Here is a 14,780-nt window from a genome sequence, read left to right as displayed (position 1 = left end):
CGGATGCTGTCCCGAACCTGACACAGGGCCTGACTTCAGGGAGAGTCCCATGGCAGAACAACAACCCTCCGAGCTGCTCTACCCGCTCGACGCCAAACCCGGCGCGATGGAATCCACTTTCGCCGCCATCCAGCACGTACTCGCCAGTTTTGTTGGCATCATTACCCCAACCCTGATCGTCGGCGGCGTGCTGGGTCTGGGTGAACATATTCCTTACCTGATCAGCATGGCGCTGATGGTGTCTGGCGTGGCGACCTTTCTGCAAGCCCGCCGTCCACTGGGCATTGGCACCGGCATGATCTGTGTGCAGGGCACCAGCTTTGCGTTCCTGAGTTCAGTATTGGCCGCGGGCTTTATCGCCAAAGGCCAGGGTGGCGGACCGGAAGAAATTCTGTCGCTGATTTTCGGCGTGTGTTTTCTGGGGGCGTTCGTTGAGATTTTCCTCAGCCAGTTTTTGCACAAGCTGAAAGCCGTCATCACCCCGCTGGTGACCGGCATTGTGATTACCATCATTGGCGTCAGCCTGATCAAGGTTGGTATGACCGACCTGGCTGGCGGCTTCAAGGCACCAGACTTCGGTGCGCCGGGTAATCTGGCCTTGGGCGGTCTGGTGCTGGTCAGCATCATTGTGATGAACCGCTCCTCCAACAGCTGGATTCGCCTGTCGTCGATTGTGCTGGGCCTGCTGATTGGCTTTGTAGTGGCTGCCTTTATGGGCAAAATCAGCTTCGCCAACCTGGCGACTCTACCAGTCGTTAGTATTCCCGTGCCGTTCAAATACGGCTTCTCGTTCGACTGGGCAGCCTTCCTGCCAATTGCGCTGATTTACCTGATCACCGCCATTGAATCCACCGGCGACATCACCGCCAACTGCATTGTTTCCCGTCAGCCCATCAAGGGCGAAGGTTACCTGCAACGGGTCAAAGGCGGCGTGCTGGCCGATGGTCTGAACTCGCTGCTGGCGGCATTTTTCAACAGCATGCCAAACACCACCTTCAGCCAGAACAACGGCGTTATTCAACTAACAGGGGTTGCAAGCCGCCATGTGGGTTATTACATCGCTGCCATTCTGTTTGTGTTGGGTATGTTCCCGATCATTGGTGGTGTGCTGCAAAACATTCCAAAGCCGGTACTGGGCGGAGCCACACTGGTGATGTTCGGCACGGTCGCGGCGGCGGGCATCAAGATTCTGGCAACCGAGCAACTGGATCGTCGCAAAATGCTGATTATGGCGGTGTCTTTCGGTATGGGGTTGGGTGCCATGATGGTGCCGGACATGCTGTCGCAAATGCCCAAACTGGTGCAAAGCATCTTTGGTTCCGCCATCACCACCGGAGGTCTGTCGGCCATTCTTCTGAGCGTGCTGCTGCCTGAAGAAAAGCCACTGGCTACTCCCGCAGACCCCACTGCTCATGAAGAAACCCGTAATTCCATTACCGCTTGAGCAGGAATAACCCGGCCTTGCGCTCTGTCGTTTCTGCACCACCTTCATCACTTGCCGCCCGGATAACTCCCGGCGGCTTTTTTGCTCGTGGCTTTTTCTCGGCGGCTTTATTGCCTTCTTGTCTTTCGTTTTTGCCACCACCTTGTCCTTTGCCTTCCAGACCGCTTTTGCCATCAGCGAAGCAATTATTTCCAAAACATTCGCAGTGTTTCCTTTTGGTCAGCAACGCTTTTGGCCTCCCAAGGTGCGAATGTGCCGTTATAATGCCCCCTCACAGGAATGATCAGAGATGCCCATGACGTTAAACGTTGCCTCCCACCGCAGTGAAAAGCCCGCCGGCGATATCCGTCAGCGTAACGAAAAGGTGATCATCGCGGCAGCAGAACAGGAATTCGCGGCTTTTGGTTTCAAGGGCGCCAGCATGCGTGAAATTGCCAAACGGGCCGACCTGCCCAAGGCCAATATTCACTACTACTTCAAGAACAAGCTGGGTCTGTACCTGGCCGTATTAAGCGACATCATTGACCTGTGGGACGGCTCGCTGACCCGCATGACCGCCGATGACGATCCCGCCGAGGCACTGGCGGAATACCTGCAACAGAAAATCGAATTCTCCTGGAAGCACCCGGTCGCCTCGCGCATTTTCGCCAGCGAAATCATCAGCGGCGGCCCGAACCTGGAAGGCTATTTCAACGAAGGCTACGTGGAATGGTTCAACGGCCGAGTGGCCGTCTTCAAGGAATGGCAGGAACGCGGCAAGATGGACAAGGAAATCGCCGCCGAACACCTGATCTTCTTGCTGTGGTCATCGACCCAGCACTACGCCGACTTCAAATTCCAGATTGTTTCAGCGCTGAACAAGGAAGAGCTGGTCGAGGAAGACTACAGCGCAGCCGCCCGCTCGCTGACGCACATCATCCTGAAGGGGTGTGGGGTTAAGTAAGGCCGTTATCACGCGCATTACGCTGGTGTCGGATGGCGGCGCGCTTCGCGGCCTTATCCGACCTACAAGCTTTGGTTAGAGAAAACCTCGGCAGCAAGCTACCTCCTACACCCGCCTGATATTTCCCGATCCGCACCAGCCAGACAAAGCCATAGGATGGTGCGCTTGCGCCCATCAACAACGCCAAAACCGAATCGGCCTGATTCTGACAAGTAACGGCACCACTGCTGTCTACTTGTTATACAGCCCACCTGATACCATAATCTACATAGATTTTGGTATTGGAGTCAGCCTTATGGCCAAAAACACCAGTATTAGCCTGGGTGAGCACTTTGAAGGCTTTATTGCCAGCCAGGTTGAAAGCGGCCGCTACGGTTCCGCCAGCGAGGTGATTCGCTCGGCACTGCGCTTGTTGGAAAGCGAACAGACCAAACTGGATACCTTACGTAAAGCACTCGATGAAGGTGAAGCCAGCGGCATTGCTGAATACAGCCTTGAATCTGTGATCAAGGAGCTGGACAGCAACTCCTGATCATTCAAAGCAGCTGCTGGAAATGGAGAGGCAAAGGAATGTCGACGTTCAAGCTAACGAACAGCGCCAGGCAAGACCTGATTGGCATTGCCAGACACACCGAAAAGCATAGGGGAAAAACGCAGCGGAACCGTTATTTGCAGCAGTTAGACCGTGCTTTTCAGCAATTGGCTAGCCACCCGGATTCGGGTATCCGCTGTGACGAAATAAAACCTGGCTACCGAAAAATGCGTCACGACAGCCATGTGATTTTCTATAAAAACACCTTACCCAACGAAATCCTGATTGTACGTATATTGCACAAGCGAATGGATGTGGGCCGCTGGCTGGATTAAGGAAAATCGGCAGCAAGCTACCTCCCACATTTATAGCACTTGAGCAGGTTACTGCTCCAGCCACCTGCCCAACACTTCCCGCTCTTCTTCCGTCATGCCGGTTTTGTTCATAAACGGCATGTCGTGGGTGTGAACCGCGCGGGCCAGGATTCGGTCTTTCATGGCTTTGATCTGGTCGAGGTTGTCGAACATGACGCCGCCTGGCGACACTTTGAAGATGTCGTCGGTTGGGGTCGCGCTATGGCACGCGGTGCAATGCTGGCCAACGATACTGAGGGCTTGTACGTCAGTCACCCTTGGCAATGCTGATGCCTGCGTACCGGCTTGCATTTCAGCCGACTTGCCTGAAGACAGCACGTTCGATGGCATGGTGATAAAGGCAATCGCAAAGAAAGCCACCAGCGCCGAGACAATAATCATCGGCTTCACCTTGCCGTGATGGCGCAGGTTGAAGAAGTGACGAGCCCAGGCACCGACCAAAGCCAATGCACCCAGAATCAGCCAGCCGTATTCGTGGCCGTAGGTCATCGGAAAGTGGTTGCTGAGCATAATGAACAGCACCGGGATGGTGGCGTAGTTGTTGTGGGTCGAGCGCAGCTTGGCTTTGGTGCCGTAGTACGGGTCGGGCTTCTCGCCCTTGGCAGCGGCTTCGACCATCACTCTCTGGGACGGCATGATGGTGTTGAATACGTTGCCCGCCATGCAGGTGCCGATCAACGCACCAACATGAATGTAAGCGGCACGGTCACCTAACACCTGACTCAATGCCCAGGCCATAAAGGTCACCAGCGCCAGCATTACCAGGCCAAAGGCCAGATTGTGTTTGATCAGCGGCGTGCGGCAAGCGCCTTCGTACACCGCAAAGCCTGCCAACAGCGAGCCGACGCCAATGCCGATGGCTTGCCAGCTGGTGAGGTCGGCCTTGGTGCTGTCGATCAGGTAGCTTTGGGCACCTACGTAAAACACCACAATCAGCAGTGCCATGCCGGTCAGCCAGGTGGAATAAGCTTCCCACTTGAACCAGTGCAGGGTTTTTGGCAGTTGTTCCGGGGTGTTCTGGTATTTGGCGACTTCATAAAAACCACCGCCATGCACCGCCCACAGGTCGCCCTTGATGCCCTTGTCGATTTTCCACTGCGGTGGTTTTTCCAGCGAGTTATCCAGCCAGACAAAATAAAACGACGCACCGATCCAGGCGATGGCGGTGAGTACGTGCAAAAAACGGATCAGCAGGTGCAGCCAATCCACCAGGTAGGCTTCCATATCAATATGCTCCTTCTGACGCCTGTTCAGCGTCGACTTTCATATCTGTGGTGTGCGCCAGCTCGCCGAGAATGTAGGTGGCGCTGACAACCCGGTCGTCGCCGAGGGTATTGAGCACAAACAGCAGTTCTTTGAGGCTTTTGCAGTGCTGGGTACGGAAGGCCAGAAAATCCGTTGCCTTCGGGTCCAGCACAATAAAGTCGGCTTCCATGCCCGGCTTGAAGCTACCGATACGGTCGTCCAGCGACAGTGCTTTGGCACCACCGAGGGTGGCCAAATACAGCGCCCGGAACGGATCGAAGTTCACATCGCGCAGCTGCTGGATTTTGTAGGCGTCAGCCAATGAATCAAAGGCCGAGAAGCTGCTGCCGCCGCCAACATCCGAGCCAATACCCACACGAATGCCGTAGTCGTCCATTTTGGTGAGGTTGAACAGGCCAGAACCAAGGAACAGGTTCGATGATGGGCAGTGCGCCACGACCGAGTCGCTGTCGGCCATGCGCTGGCATTCGTCGTCACACAGGTGAATACCGTGGGCAAACACGCTGCGCTTGCCGAGTAAACCGGCCTGATCGTATACATCCAGATAGTGTTCGGAATCCGGGAACAGCTGCTTGACCCAGGCGATCTCATCCTTGTTTTCGGATAAATGGGTGTGCAGGTAGACGTCCGGAAACTCTTCTAACAGGCGTCCAGCCAATTGCAGTTGCTCTGGCGTGCTGGTCGGTGCAAAACGCGGGGTAACGGCGTAGTCGAGTCGATCCTTGCCATGCCACTTTTCGATCAGGGCCTTGGATTCGGTGTAGCTGGTTTCGGCGGTATCGAGCACCGCATCCGGCGCATGACGATCCATCATCACCTTACCGGCGATCATGCGCAGTTTGCGTTGCTGGGCGACGGTGAAGAACGCATCGACCGATTCAGGGTGCACACTGCCGAACACCAGTGCGGTGGTGGTGCCGTTGCGCAGCAGCTCGGTACAGAAACGCTCGGCGATTTTGACGCCGTAGTCGTAGTCCTTGAACTTGCTCTCCACCGGGAAGGTGTGGGTTTCCAGCCAGTCGAGCAACTGCGTTCCGTAGGCGGCAATCATCTCGGTTTGCGGGTAGTGGATATGGCAATCGACAAAGCCCGGCATCAGGATCTTGCCGCTGTGATCGACCACTTCGACGCCAAACGGCAGCTCACCGATCAGCTCGGAATATTCTCCCACCCGTTCGATAAAACCGCCCTCGCCCACCAGCAACAGGCCGTCCTGTATATGGTGGACAGCATCTCCCCCTTCGGCACTCTTTCCTGAAGACAAGGGATCATCCGTGAAGTACAACAAAGTGCCACGATACGCAGTGGTCATATCAGGAGCCTCGGTAGGTTGAGTAACCGTAGGGACTCAACAGCAAAGGAATGTGGAAATGTTGGGCCGGGTCGGCCACCACGAACACGATATCAGCGTGTGGATAAAACACCGGCTGACGGTTCTGGGTCAGGTAGTCTTCCAGATCGAAGTGGATGCGGTAAGTACCGGGGTTAAGGATCTTGCCATCCAGCCAGTCGGGCAAGCGACCATCGTCGTTGGTGGTGCCACTGGCGACCGGTGTGAACACCGGCGCGGCGTCATTATCGTCGCTGCTGGTATTGCTCTGGATGCTGAGGCTGACATGAATGCCAACCCCAGGTGCGCCTTTGGCGGTATCGAGTACGTGTGTGCTAATCATGGTGTTTTCCTGCTATCTGTTGGGCTTCAGCCCAGCAGCTTTTCTATTCTGATATGAGTGATTTTGGCTTGTTCGTCGGCAGCGTTTTGCAGCTCCAACGTTCGCTCGTTAAATAAACGGGCTTTCAATAACGCCAGCATCTCTGCGGCACTTTTGCCAGTGGCGCAGACAATAAAAATAAAACCGTAACGTTGTTCGTATTCAGCGTTACCTTGCGCCAGCGCCTGTATCACGTCATCGGTGGCCTGGTTTACGCTCGACTGCTCACCGGCAGCCAGCTGTTTGGTGCTGGCGTATTTCTGCTTCAGCGAGGTCACATCGCCGATTTTCGGGTGGCCTTCAAAGGCTTGCAGATAGTCGGCTTCTTCCAGTTCTTGCCAGATTTTGTCGGCGGCATCATACAGGTGTTCGACAGAAGAAAACGGCCGCGCCGCCACCATGCCCTGAACCCAGCGTTCCGCCACGCAACATTGCATAAAGGCGGTGGTCGCCTCCGCTGTGGATAATTGATTCAGTTGTTCGAGGGTCATGATTCAATGGCCTTTGTGGTGGCGGTATCCGGCAAACCAGGCAGCGCGCCGTGTTCGAGTTTGTCTTTTTTCATGAGGGCTTTGAGTGTTGGGAGTGGAACGCCCCCGTTGTTTCTTGAGCGGCCACGGGTGGTCTGTTGCTGCTCTGCTTGATAGAAGTGAATCAACTGACCTGCGATCGACACCGCCACTTCCATCGGCAGCTTGCCGCCCACCTTCGCCAGGCCGACAGGACATTGCATCGATGCCAGCTGTTCCTCGCTGATGCCATTGGCTTGCAGGCGGTGGCGGAAACGTTTGGATTTATTGTCGGAGCCGATCACACCGATAGACGCAAATCTGTTCAGCTTCAGCGCAGTTTCGGCCAGACGGTAATCGAGCGCGTGATCGTGGGTCAGAATCAGTACCCGCGAACCCACCGGAGCCTGTTCCAGCAGCTGCTCTGGAACCTCGGGTTCTTGTACCAATACACAGTCGATATGGGCCGCCAAGGTGTCCTGCGGTGGAAACATGTTCGGGCGATTGTCGATCCAGCGTGTCGCCACCGGCAACTGACCCAGAATCGTCATCAATGCCTTGGCCACATGGCCCGCCCCAAATACCAGCAGCTCGGCCGCACGAGCGGGATAGCTTTCGAACAGCAAGGTGGCATAGCCACCACAGCATTGACCGGCGTCGGCACCCAGTAACACCTGTTTGATCAGTTGCTGGTTTTGGTGATTTTTGGTTGGGTTGATCAGCAGCTCACGGGCCTGATGCACCGCCTGAAATTCGAGTTGGCCGCCACCAATGGTGTCGATCACATCGTCAGCTAGCACCAGCATCTTGGTGCCGGACGCCCTTGGGGTAGAGCCACCAGTGCTGATCACAGTGACCAGTACATGTGGAGTGCCATTGCGCTGGCATTCGGCCAGCGAGTCGGACCAGATTTTCATTCATCACCCTCCTTGCTACCGCCCTCTTTGTTTTTGACAGACAGGGCCAGCTGACGCTGCACATCCATCACGGCTTTTAGTACCCGTTCAGGCGTTGCCGGAGCATCCAGGTCCGGGCTGATTCGGTAATCAGAAAGGCTGCTGATGGCATCGCGCAGCGCCGACCACACGGAAATGGCCAGCATAAACGGCGGCTCACCCACGGCCTTGGAGTTGTACACCGTGGCTTCGTCGTTGGCGTGTTCGTACAGTTCAACATTGAACACCGGCGGCGTATCGCCAATGGCCGGAATCTTGTAGGTCGCCGGGTTATTGCTCAGCAAACGGCCGTCTTCGTGCCACACCAGTTCTTCAGTGGTGAGCCAGCCCATGCCTTGGATAAAGCCGCCTTCGATCTGGCCACGGTCGATGGCCGGGTTAATGCTGCGGCCAACGTCGTGCAGAATATCAACACGGCTGACCTTGTATTCGCCGGTCAGGGTATCCACCAACACCTCGGACACCGCGGCGCCCAAGGCAAAGTAGAAAAACGGACGGCCCTTGGCCTGATTCCGGTCGTACCAGATTTTCGGAGTGCGGTAATAACCGGTCGACGACAACGAGATACGGCCGACGTACGCGGCCTGAACCAGCTCGGCGAAGGTCATCTTTTCAGGCTCGCTTGAGTCGTCAGAAGAGCCCCAGCTCACCATGCCATCTACCATCACGATGGATTCTGCTGTCAGCGGGTTTTCCGCCGTCGATTTTTCAGCAACGAGAAATTCCACCAACCGCTGTTTCAGCGTCAGCGCGGCGTTCTGGGCCGCCTTGCCGTTGAGGTCGGTGCCACTGGAGGCTGCGGTTGGCGAAGTGTTCGGCACCTTGTCGGTGCGGGTGGCGGTGACCTGAATGGACTCCAGTTTCACACCTAACGTCTGTGCGACGATCTGACCGACCTTGGTGTGCAGCCCCTGGCCCATCTCGGTACCGCCGTGGTTCACCTGAATCGAACCGTCGGTGTAAATATGAATCAGCGCACCAGCCTGATTCAGGTGCTGCAAGGTGAAAGAAATACCGAACTTCACCGGCGTCAGCGCCAGACCTTTTTTCAGAATCGGGCTGGTTTTGTTGAACTCACGGATGGCCGTGCGGCGAGCACGGTAGTCACTGCTGGTTTCCAGCTGTTCGATAATCTCTGGCAGGTAATTAAATTCCACCTGCTGGTGATACGGCGTCATCGAACGTTCAGGATTACCGTTGTTGTTTGGGTCGAGAGAGCCGTATAGGTTGAGCTTGCGAACATCCAACGGGTCCTTGCCCACCGCGCGAGCAATATCGTCCATTGCCCGTTCGATAATCATCATGCCCTGTGGGCCACCAAAACCACGATAAGCCGTATGCGACACCGTATTGGTAAAGGCACGATGACCGGCAATACGGGCGTTAGGCAGAAAATAGGCGTTGTCGGCGTGGAACATGGCGCGGTCGACAATGGCGTCGGACAAATCCGGCGAGTTGCCGCAGTCGCCAATCACTTCAATGTCTGCCGCCTGTATCAGGCCTTCGGCGTCGATGCCAATGCGGTACTGGTTGGCAAACGGATGCCGCTTGCCGGTCATGATCATGTCGTCCTGACGAGGCAACCGCAGCTTCACCGCCCGGCCGGTTTTGTCGGCCAGCAGCGCCGCCAAACAGGCCCACTGGGCCGCCTGACTCTCCTTGCCACCAAAACCGCCTCCCATACGGCGCATGTCCACCGTCACGCGATTGAGCGGAATATCCAGCACTTCGGCCACCAGTTTCTGTACTTCGCTGGGATGCTGGCTGGAGGTATACACCAGCATGCCGCCTTCTTCGGTCGGCATGGCCAGCGACACCTGACCTTCCAGATAGAAGTGTTCCTGACCACCGACAAACTGCTTGGCTTCCAGCACCTGAGTGGACTGGGCGAAGGCGGTATCGACATCACCAAGGGTCATGTAATGGCTGGGTCGTACCAGGCTGTTTTCAGCCACGGCTTTGCGAGGGTCCAGCAGTGGCTGCTTATGGCCCGCAACAGACTCATCAAATTCAATCACGGCTTTTTGCGCCGCCCGCCGTGCCTGCATTTCAGTGCTGGCGGCCACAACAGCTAACACCTGTCCGAAGAACTTGACCTCGGTCGACGTCATCAGTGGATCACCGGGGAATACCGGGCCAATATCTTTATGGCCGGGCACTTCGTCGATGGTCATCACAGTAACCACACCCGGGCTGGCTTTGACGGCACTCAAATCGAGTTTGCTGAGAGTTCCTTTGGCAATCGGGCTGCGAATCACCGCGGCGTACAAGCCGTTGGCCGGTTCAATCAGGTCATCAACGTAGCGGGCGCTGCCACTAACATGCTGAACCGCGCTTTCGTGTTTGGACGGCTTGCCGACGCTGCCTGTTACCAGACTGACACCAGCATGTTCCTGCTGAGAAGTGGCTGCGGTAGTAGAAGGTAGAGAACCAGAATCTAACGTCCGTGAGTTCGGCTCATTGTTCTGGGTAGACGCCAATTCAACCTTACGCATGGGCGGATACCTCGCTTGAGACAGTCACGGCTTGCTCGGGCTGCTGGTATTCCAGCACCGCGCGAGTCAGCAGGTTCTGGGCAATTTGCAGACGATATTCGGCACTGGCCCGAACGTCAGTGAGTGGCTTGAGGGTATTGGCCAACTCCGCCTGTGCGGCCTTGATGCCATCCACGGTGGCGGGCTGACCAATCAGCGCCTGTTCGGCAGACGCCACTCTTAACGGCACTGCGGCCACGCCGCCAAAGCCCAGTCGGGCATCGACAATCACACCGTTTTCAACCTTGAACATAACGGCCGCCAGCACCGCGGAAATATCGTCTTCCAGCCGTTTAGATACTTTGTAGACCCGGCGATGCCAGTCGGTTTTATTCAGCGGAATTTCAATCGCCGTAATCACCCCACCGGCTGGCAAGGTGGTCTGGCGATAGCCGGTAAAGAAGCCATTCACAGGAATCACCGTTTCCCCTTCGGCTGAATGCACATGCAGCAAGGCATCCAGCGCCAACAGCACTGGCGGGGTATCGCCGATGGGCGAGGCATTGGCGACGTTGCCTGCCATGGTGCCCTGATTACGCACCTGCAGCGCTGCAAAGCGCTCCATCATGCTGGCAAATTCCGGCAACACTTGTTGGATATAGGGCATGGATTCAGACAGCGATACGGCACCACCAATGGTCAGGGAAGCGTCGGTCAGAGAGACGGTTTTCATTTCTGCGACTGCGCCGGTATACACCAGTACATCCAGCGGCTTCAGCATCTGGGTGTACTCCAGCGCCAGATCCGTGCCGCCTGCGACCAGCCGCGCCTGTGGATATTTCGCCAGCAGACCGGTTAATTCGTTAATGGATTTGGGAGAGAAAAAATGTCGTTCTAACGAGTGTATTTCTGAAGCTTCGCTGACCGAACCGGAAGATGGATCTTCTGAACGCAGCGCCATCAGCTGCTCCCAGGTATTGGCTTCCTGCTGGTCGAATAGATCGCCTTCAAACGAATCAGAGCGGGCTTCGCTCAATACATTGGCAGCCGCATCAATAATCGGCCGGTAGCCGGTGCAACGGCAGAGGTTCCCACCTAACGCCAGTTCGATCTGGTGGCGTTCCTGAGCTGGGTTAACCGGATTGGCAGGATCAAATGACTGCACCGTTTGATCTGTAGCAGTGGCCTGATTCTTTTGCAGCGCAAACAGCGACATCACAAAGCCCGGCGTGCAGAATCCACACTGGGAACCGTGGCAATCAACCATCGCCTGCTGGGTATTGTGCAGCTGGCGACCCTGCTTCAGGTGCTCAACCGTAATCAGCTGTTTACCATGCAAGCTGCCAACAAAGGTGATGCAGCTGTTGGCGCTTTTATAGCTGAGTTTTCCTTCAACATGGGAAGGTTCAGCGATGACCACAGTGCAGGCACCACAGTCGCCGGATGCACAGCCTTCCTTGGTACCGCGTTGCACCTCGACGGTGCGCAGGTATTCCAGAATGGTCAAATCCGGAGCAAGTTTTTCAATTTCCTGAATCTGGTCATTCAGCAGAAAACGAATCACACGGTTGTCCTCCAATTGCCCGGTAGCATCACCAAACAATCCATAAGCTTTTGATTTTTATTGGGAATTTTTCTTTGTTCCGTTTTTCCCCAAGGGCTTCGTCAAATATGCGCTGTAAAAGGTCCTGAGACCCGGCAAAACCTGACCGATCGGTCATGTATTGCATTTAATATACCAGCCAATCAGGATGATCGATAAAAAAGTTTCTGACCAATTGGCCAGCTTTTTGCTGTGCAGCTGGGACGACTCAAAACGACAACGAATCTGGACCGACACCAGAGAGGACGCTTCTGTGCCAACCCACCCGCAACCGCCGCGCCTGAGCCTGCGAGGCATCACCAAGCAGTACCCCGGCTGTTTGGCCAACGACGACATCCACATTGACATTGCTCCCGCCGAAATCCACGCCATTCTGGGCGAGAACGGTGCGGGTAAAAGTACCCTGATGAAAGTCATCTACGGTTTGGTAAAGCCCGACCGGGGTGAACTGCTGTGGGATGGTTTGCCACTGGATGTAAAAGATCCGGCCCACGCCCGTAAGATGGGTATCGGTATGGTGTTCCAGCATTTCTCGCTGTTCGACACCCTCACCGTCACCGAGAACATCGCTCTGGCCCTGGGCGACGATGCCAAAGACCTCGACGAGCTGGCAGAGAAGATTCGTACGGTATCGGAAAAATACGGCATGGCGATTCATCCAGACCGCGAAGTGCATACCCTGTCGGTGGGTGAGCGCCAGCGGGTCGAAATCGTTCGATGTCTGGTGCAGAACATCAAGCTGCTGATTCTGGATGAGCCCACCTCGGTACTGACGCCACAGGAAGTCGACACCTTGTTCGTTACCCTGCGTCAGCTGGCCAACGAAGGCTGCTCCATCATGTTTATCAGCCATAAGCTGCACGAAGTAAAAGCCCTGTGCCACAAGGCAACGGTATTGCGGGCTGGACGGGTGTCCGGTTCCTGCATCCCGGCCGAGCAGGACACCACCAGCATGGCGAAAATGATGGTCGGCGACGACACGCCAGTCAGCACTACCTATCCGAAAACCCTCGGTAGCAAACCGACCCTGCAGGTTAGCAAGTTGGATTTGCCCAGCAACGATCCCTTCGGCGTGCACCTGAAAAACCTCAATCTGACTGTTAATGCCGGTGAAATCGTTGGTATTGCTGGCGTCGCCGGTAACGGTCAGGAAGAACTGCTGGCCAGCCTCAGCGGCGAACATCTGAGTCCGGCTGGCAGCATTGTGTTTAACAGCATCGATGTCGCCAGACTGACCCCGGAAAAGCGCCGCCAACAAGGGCTGGCGTTTGTACCGGAAGAGCGTTTGGGCCGTGGCGCAGTGCCGGAAATGAGTCTCACCGAAAACGCCCTGCTGACCGGCTTCCTCACCAAGGTTGGAGGAAAAAGGCTGGTTCAAAAGGGGTTAGTGTGTTGGAAGAAAACCGAAGCCTTTGCCGACCAGATTATCCGTGATTACAAGGTGAAAACCGCCGGCCGCCATGCTCAGGCTGACAGCCTATCGGGCGGTAACCTGCAAAAGTTCATCATCGGCCGCGAGATCATGCAAAACCCGAAACTGCTGATCGCCGCTCACCCGACCTGGGGAGTAGACATCGGCGCCGCCACCGCCATTCACAAGGCCCTGATCGAGCTGCGTGACCAAGGCGCGGCGATTCTGGTGGTATCTGAAGACATCGATGAGCTGTTCCTGATTTCCGACCGAATCGGTGCCATTTGTGATGGTCAGCTGTCACCACTGACACCGACGCCACAATCATCCATTGAAGCACTGGGCCGCATGATGGCCGGTGACTTTTCTGCCGCCGACGAATCCACTGACACCGCAGCAGCAACCGAAGGGAGCACCCTCTGATGATCAAACTCGAACCTCGTGGCGAACGCTCCCGCCTGATGGCCTACCTGTCGCCGGTACTGGCGATTCTGTTGACCATGCTGACCGGTGTAATTCTGTTCAGTCTGCTGGGCATTGACCCATGGCACGCGCTGGTAACACTGCTGTATACGCCAATTTCTGACGTCTATGGCTGGACCGAACTGGCAGTTAAAGCCACCCCGATTCTGCTCTGTGCGGTGGGGCTTTCCGTGGTGTTCAAAGCCCAGATCTGGAATATCGGTGCCGAAGGCCAGCTGCTGATGGGCGGCCTGTTTGGCAGCTTTATGGCGCTGCAACTGATCGACGTGGAAGGCATCTGGGTGCTGCCCGTGGTACTGGTGGCCGGTGTGATTGGCGGCCTGTTCTGGGCCGGTATCGCGGCGCTGCTGAAGGTGAAATTCAACACCAATGAAATCCTCACCACCATCATGATGAACTACATCGCGCTGAACATTCTGCTGTGGGCGGTGCACGGACCGATGAAAGATCCGGACGGCTACAACTTCCCGGAATCCGCCATGTTTGGCGATTCCTCACTGATGCCGATCCTGATTGAAGATACCCGTGTGCACTTTGGTCTGGCACTGGCGCTGCTGGCCGTCGTCGCAGTTTGGGTGCTGATGAGCCGAGCCTTTATGGGCTTTCAGATTCGCGTGATGGGTCTGGATGCCAGTGCCGCACGGCTGTCCGGTTTCAAGGAAAAACGACTGGCATTTTTTGCCCTGCTGCTGAGCGGTGGTCTGGCCGGTCTGGCGGGCGTTAGTGAAGTCACCGGGCCGATTGGCCAGCTGATTCCCAGCATTTCACCGGGCTACGGTTACGCCGCCATTATTGTGGCCTTCCTTGGCCGCCTGCATCCGGTTGGCATTGTGCTGGCCACTTTCCTGATGGCGCTGTTGTACATGGGCGGTGAAATGGCACAGATCGAACTGGGCCTGCCGCTGGCGCTGACCAGCCTGTTCCAGGGTCTGTTGCTGTTTTACCTGCTGGCCTGTGACGTACTGATTGGCTTCCGTCTGCGCTGGATCAGTAACACACCCGGCGCTCAAGGCAGCAGCACGGCACCGGCGCAACCACTCTCCACTACAAACACCTCAGCACAGGGATAAGTC

Annotated in this window: 14 protein-coding genes; 6 read left to right on the top strand and 8 right to left on the bottom strand. The window is 56.1% G+C overall.

Annotation, left to right across the window (positions count from 1 at the left end):
- Positions 1-49 precede the first annotated feature (49 nt).
- Positions 50-1,444 (top strand): uracil-xanthine permease family protein, encoded by a 1,395-nt coding sequence (locus tag ACXADJ_RS18380; protein WP_475068882.1) that lies wholly within the window; start codon positions 50-52, stop codon positions 1,442-1,444.
- Here the strand turns inward: ACXADJ_RS18380 and ACXADJ_RS18375 are convergent.
- Positions 1,434-1,670, bottom strand: a complete 237-nt coding sequence (locus ACXADJ_RS18375; protein ID WP_475068879.1) for a hypothetical protein — start codon at positions 1,668-1,670, stop codon at positions 1,434-1,436. The two genes, ACXADJ_RS18380 and ACXADJ_RS18375, sit on opposite strands and share 11 nt — an antisense overlap.
- 69 nt (positions 1,671-1,739) lie before the next feature.
- Between ACXADJ_RS18375 and ACXADJ_RS18370 the strand changes: the two genes are divergently transcribed.
- From ACXADJ_RS18370 to ACXADJ_RS18360, 3 genes are all read left to right on the top strand, one after another.
- On the top strand, positions 1,740-2,387 hold the full coding sequence (locus tag ACXADJ_RS18370) for a TetR family transcriptional regulator C-terminal domain-containing protein (RefSeq protein ID WP_475068877.1): 648 nt from the start codon (positions 1,740-1,742) through the stop codon (positions 2,385-2,387).
- Between the two features lie 295 nt (positions 2,388-2,682).
- Positions 2,683-2,919 carry a type II toxin-antitoxin system ParD family antitoxin gene (locus ACXADJ_RS18365; RefSeq protein ID WP_475068875.1) on the top strand — a complete coding sequence of 79 codons (237 nt, stop codon included), beginning with the start codon at positions 2,683-2,685 and terminating at the stop codon, positions 2,917-2,919.
- A gap of 38 nt (positions 2,920-2,957) precedes the next feature.
- On the top strand, positions 2,958-3,254 hold the full coding sequence (locus tag ACXADJ_RS18360; RefSeq protein WP_475068873.1) for a type II toxin-antitoxin system RelE/ParE family toxin: 297 nt from the start codon (positions 2,958-2,960) through the stop codon (positions 3,252-3,254).
- Between the two features lie 48 nt (positions 3,255-3,302).
- Here the strand turns inward: ACXADJ_RS18360 and ACXADJ_RS18355 are convergent, their stop codons facing one another.
- From ACXADJ_RS18355 to xdhA, 7 genes are read right to left on the bottom strand one after another with little or no spacing between them, the layout of a single operon-like run.
- Complete coding sequence (locus tag ACXADJ_RS18355) at positions 3,303-4,517, bottom strand: urate hydroxylase PuuD (protein WP_475068870.1); 1,215 nt, start codon at positions 4,515-4,517, stop codon at positions 3,303-3,305.
- A gap of 1 nt (position 4,518) precedes the next feature.
- On the bottom strand, positions 4,519-5,871 hold the full coding sequence (gene guaD, locus ACXADJ_RS18350; RefSeq protein WP_475068868.1) for a guanine deaminase: 1,353 nt from the start codon (positions 5,869-5,871) through the stop codon (positions 4,519-4,521).
- Position 5,872: 1 nt separating this feature from the next.
- A complete protein-coding gene (gene uraH / locus ACXADJ_RS18345; protein ID WP_475068866.1) occupies positions 5,873-6,232 on the bottom strand; it encodes a hydroxyisourate hydrolase in 360 nt (119 codons plus the stop codon).
- Between the two features lie 26 nt (positions 6,233-6,258).
- Positions 6,259-6,762: a 2-oxo-4-hydroxy-4-carboxy-5-ureidoimidazoline decarboxylase gene (gene uraD / locus ACXADJ_RS18340; RefSeq protein ID WP_475068865.1), complete on the bottom strand. Its 504-nt coding sequence runs from the start codon at positions 6,760-6,762 to the stop codon at positions 6,259-6,261.
- Positions 6,759-7,697: a xanthine dehydrogenase accessory protein XdhC gene (gene xdhC / locus ACXADJ_RS18335; RefSeq protein WP_475068863.1), complete on the bottom strand. Its 939-nt coding sequence runs from the start codon at positions 7,695-7,697 to the stop codon at positions 6,759-6,761. Before xdhC ends, uraD begins: the two co-directional genes overlap by 4 nt.
- Positions 7,694-10,231, bottom strand: a complete 2,538-nt coding sequence (gene xdhB, locus ACXADJ_RS18330) for a xanthine dehydrogenase molybdopterin binding subunit (RefSeq protein ID WP_475068859.1) — start codon at positions 10,229-10,231, stop codon at positions 7,694-7,696. The genes xdhC and xdhB overlap by 4 nt, the downstream gene beginning before the upstream one ends.
- On the bottom strand, positions 10,224-11,774 hold the full coding sequence (xdhA, locus tag ACXADJ_RS18325; protein ID WP_475068857.1) for a xanthine dehydrogenase small subunit: 1,551 nt from the start codon (positions 11,772-11,774) through the stop codon (positions 10,224-10,226). The genes xdhB and xdhA overlap by 8 nt, the downstream gene beginning before the upstream one ends.
- Before the next feature lie 187 nt (positions 11,775-11,961).
- Between xdhA and ACXADJ_RS18320 the strand changes: the two genes are divergently transcribed.
- Positions 11,962-13,647, top strand: a complete 1,686-nt coding sequence (locus ACXADJ_RS18320) for an ABC transporter ATP-binding protein (RefSeq protein WP_475068855.1) — start codon at positions 11,962-11,964, stop codon at positions 13,645-13,647.
- Positions 13,647-14,777 carry an ABC transporter permease gene (locus tag ACXADJ_RS18315; protein ID WP_475068853.1) on the top strand — a complete coding sequence of 377 codons (1,131 nt, stop codon included), beginning with the start codon at positions 13,647-13,649 and terminating at the stop codon, positions 14,775-14,777. The genes ACXADJ_RS18320 and ACXADJ_RS18315 overlap by 1 nt, the downstream gene beginning before the upstream one ends.
- Positions 14,778-14,780 lie beyond the last annotated feature (3 nt).

The organism is Oceanobacter sp. ABM4_470, assembly GCF_056158645.1.
The sequence above is the reverse complement of the archived record's forward strand: the minus strand, read 5'-3'. Positions and strand labels throughout refer to the sequence as shown.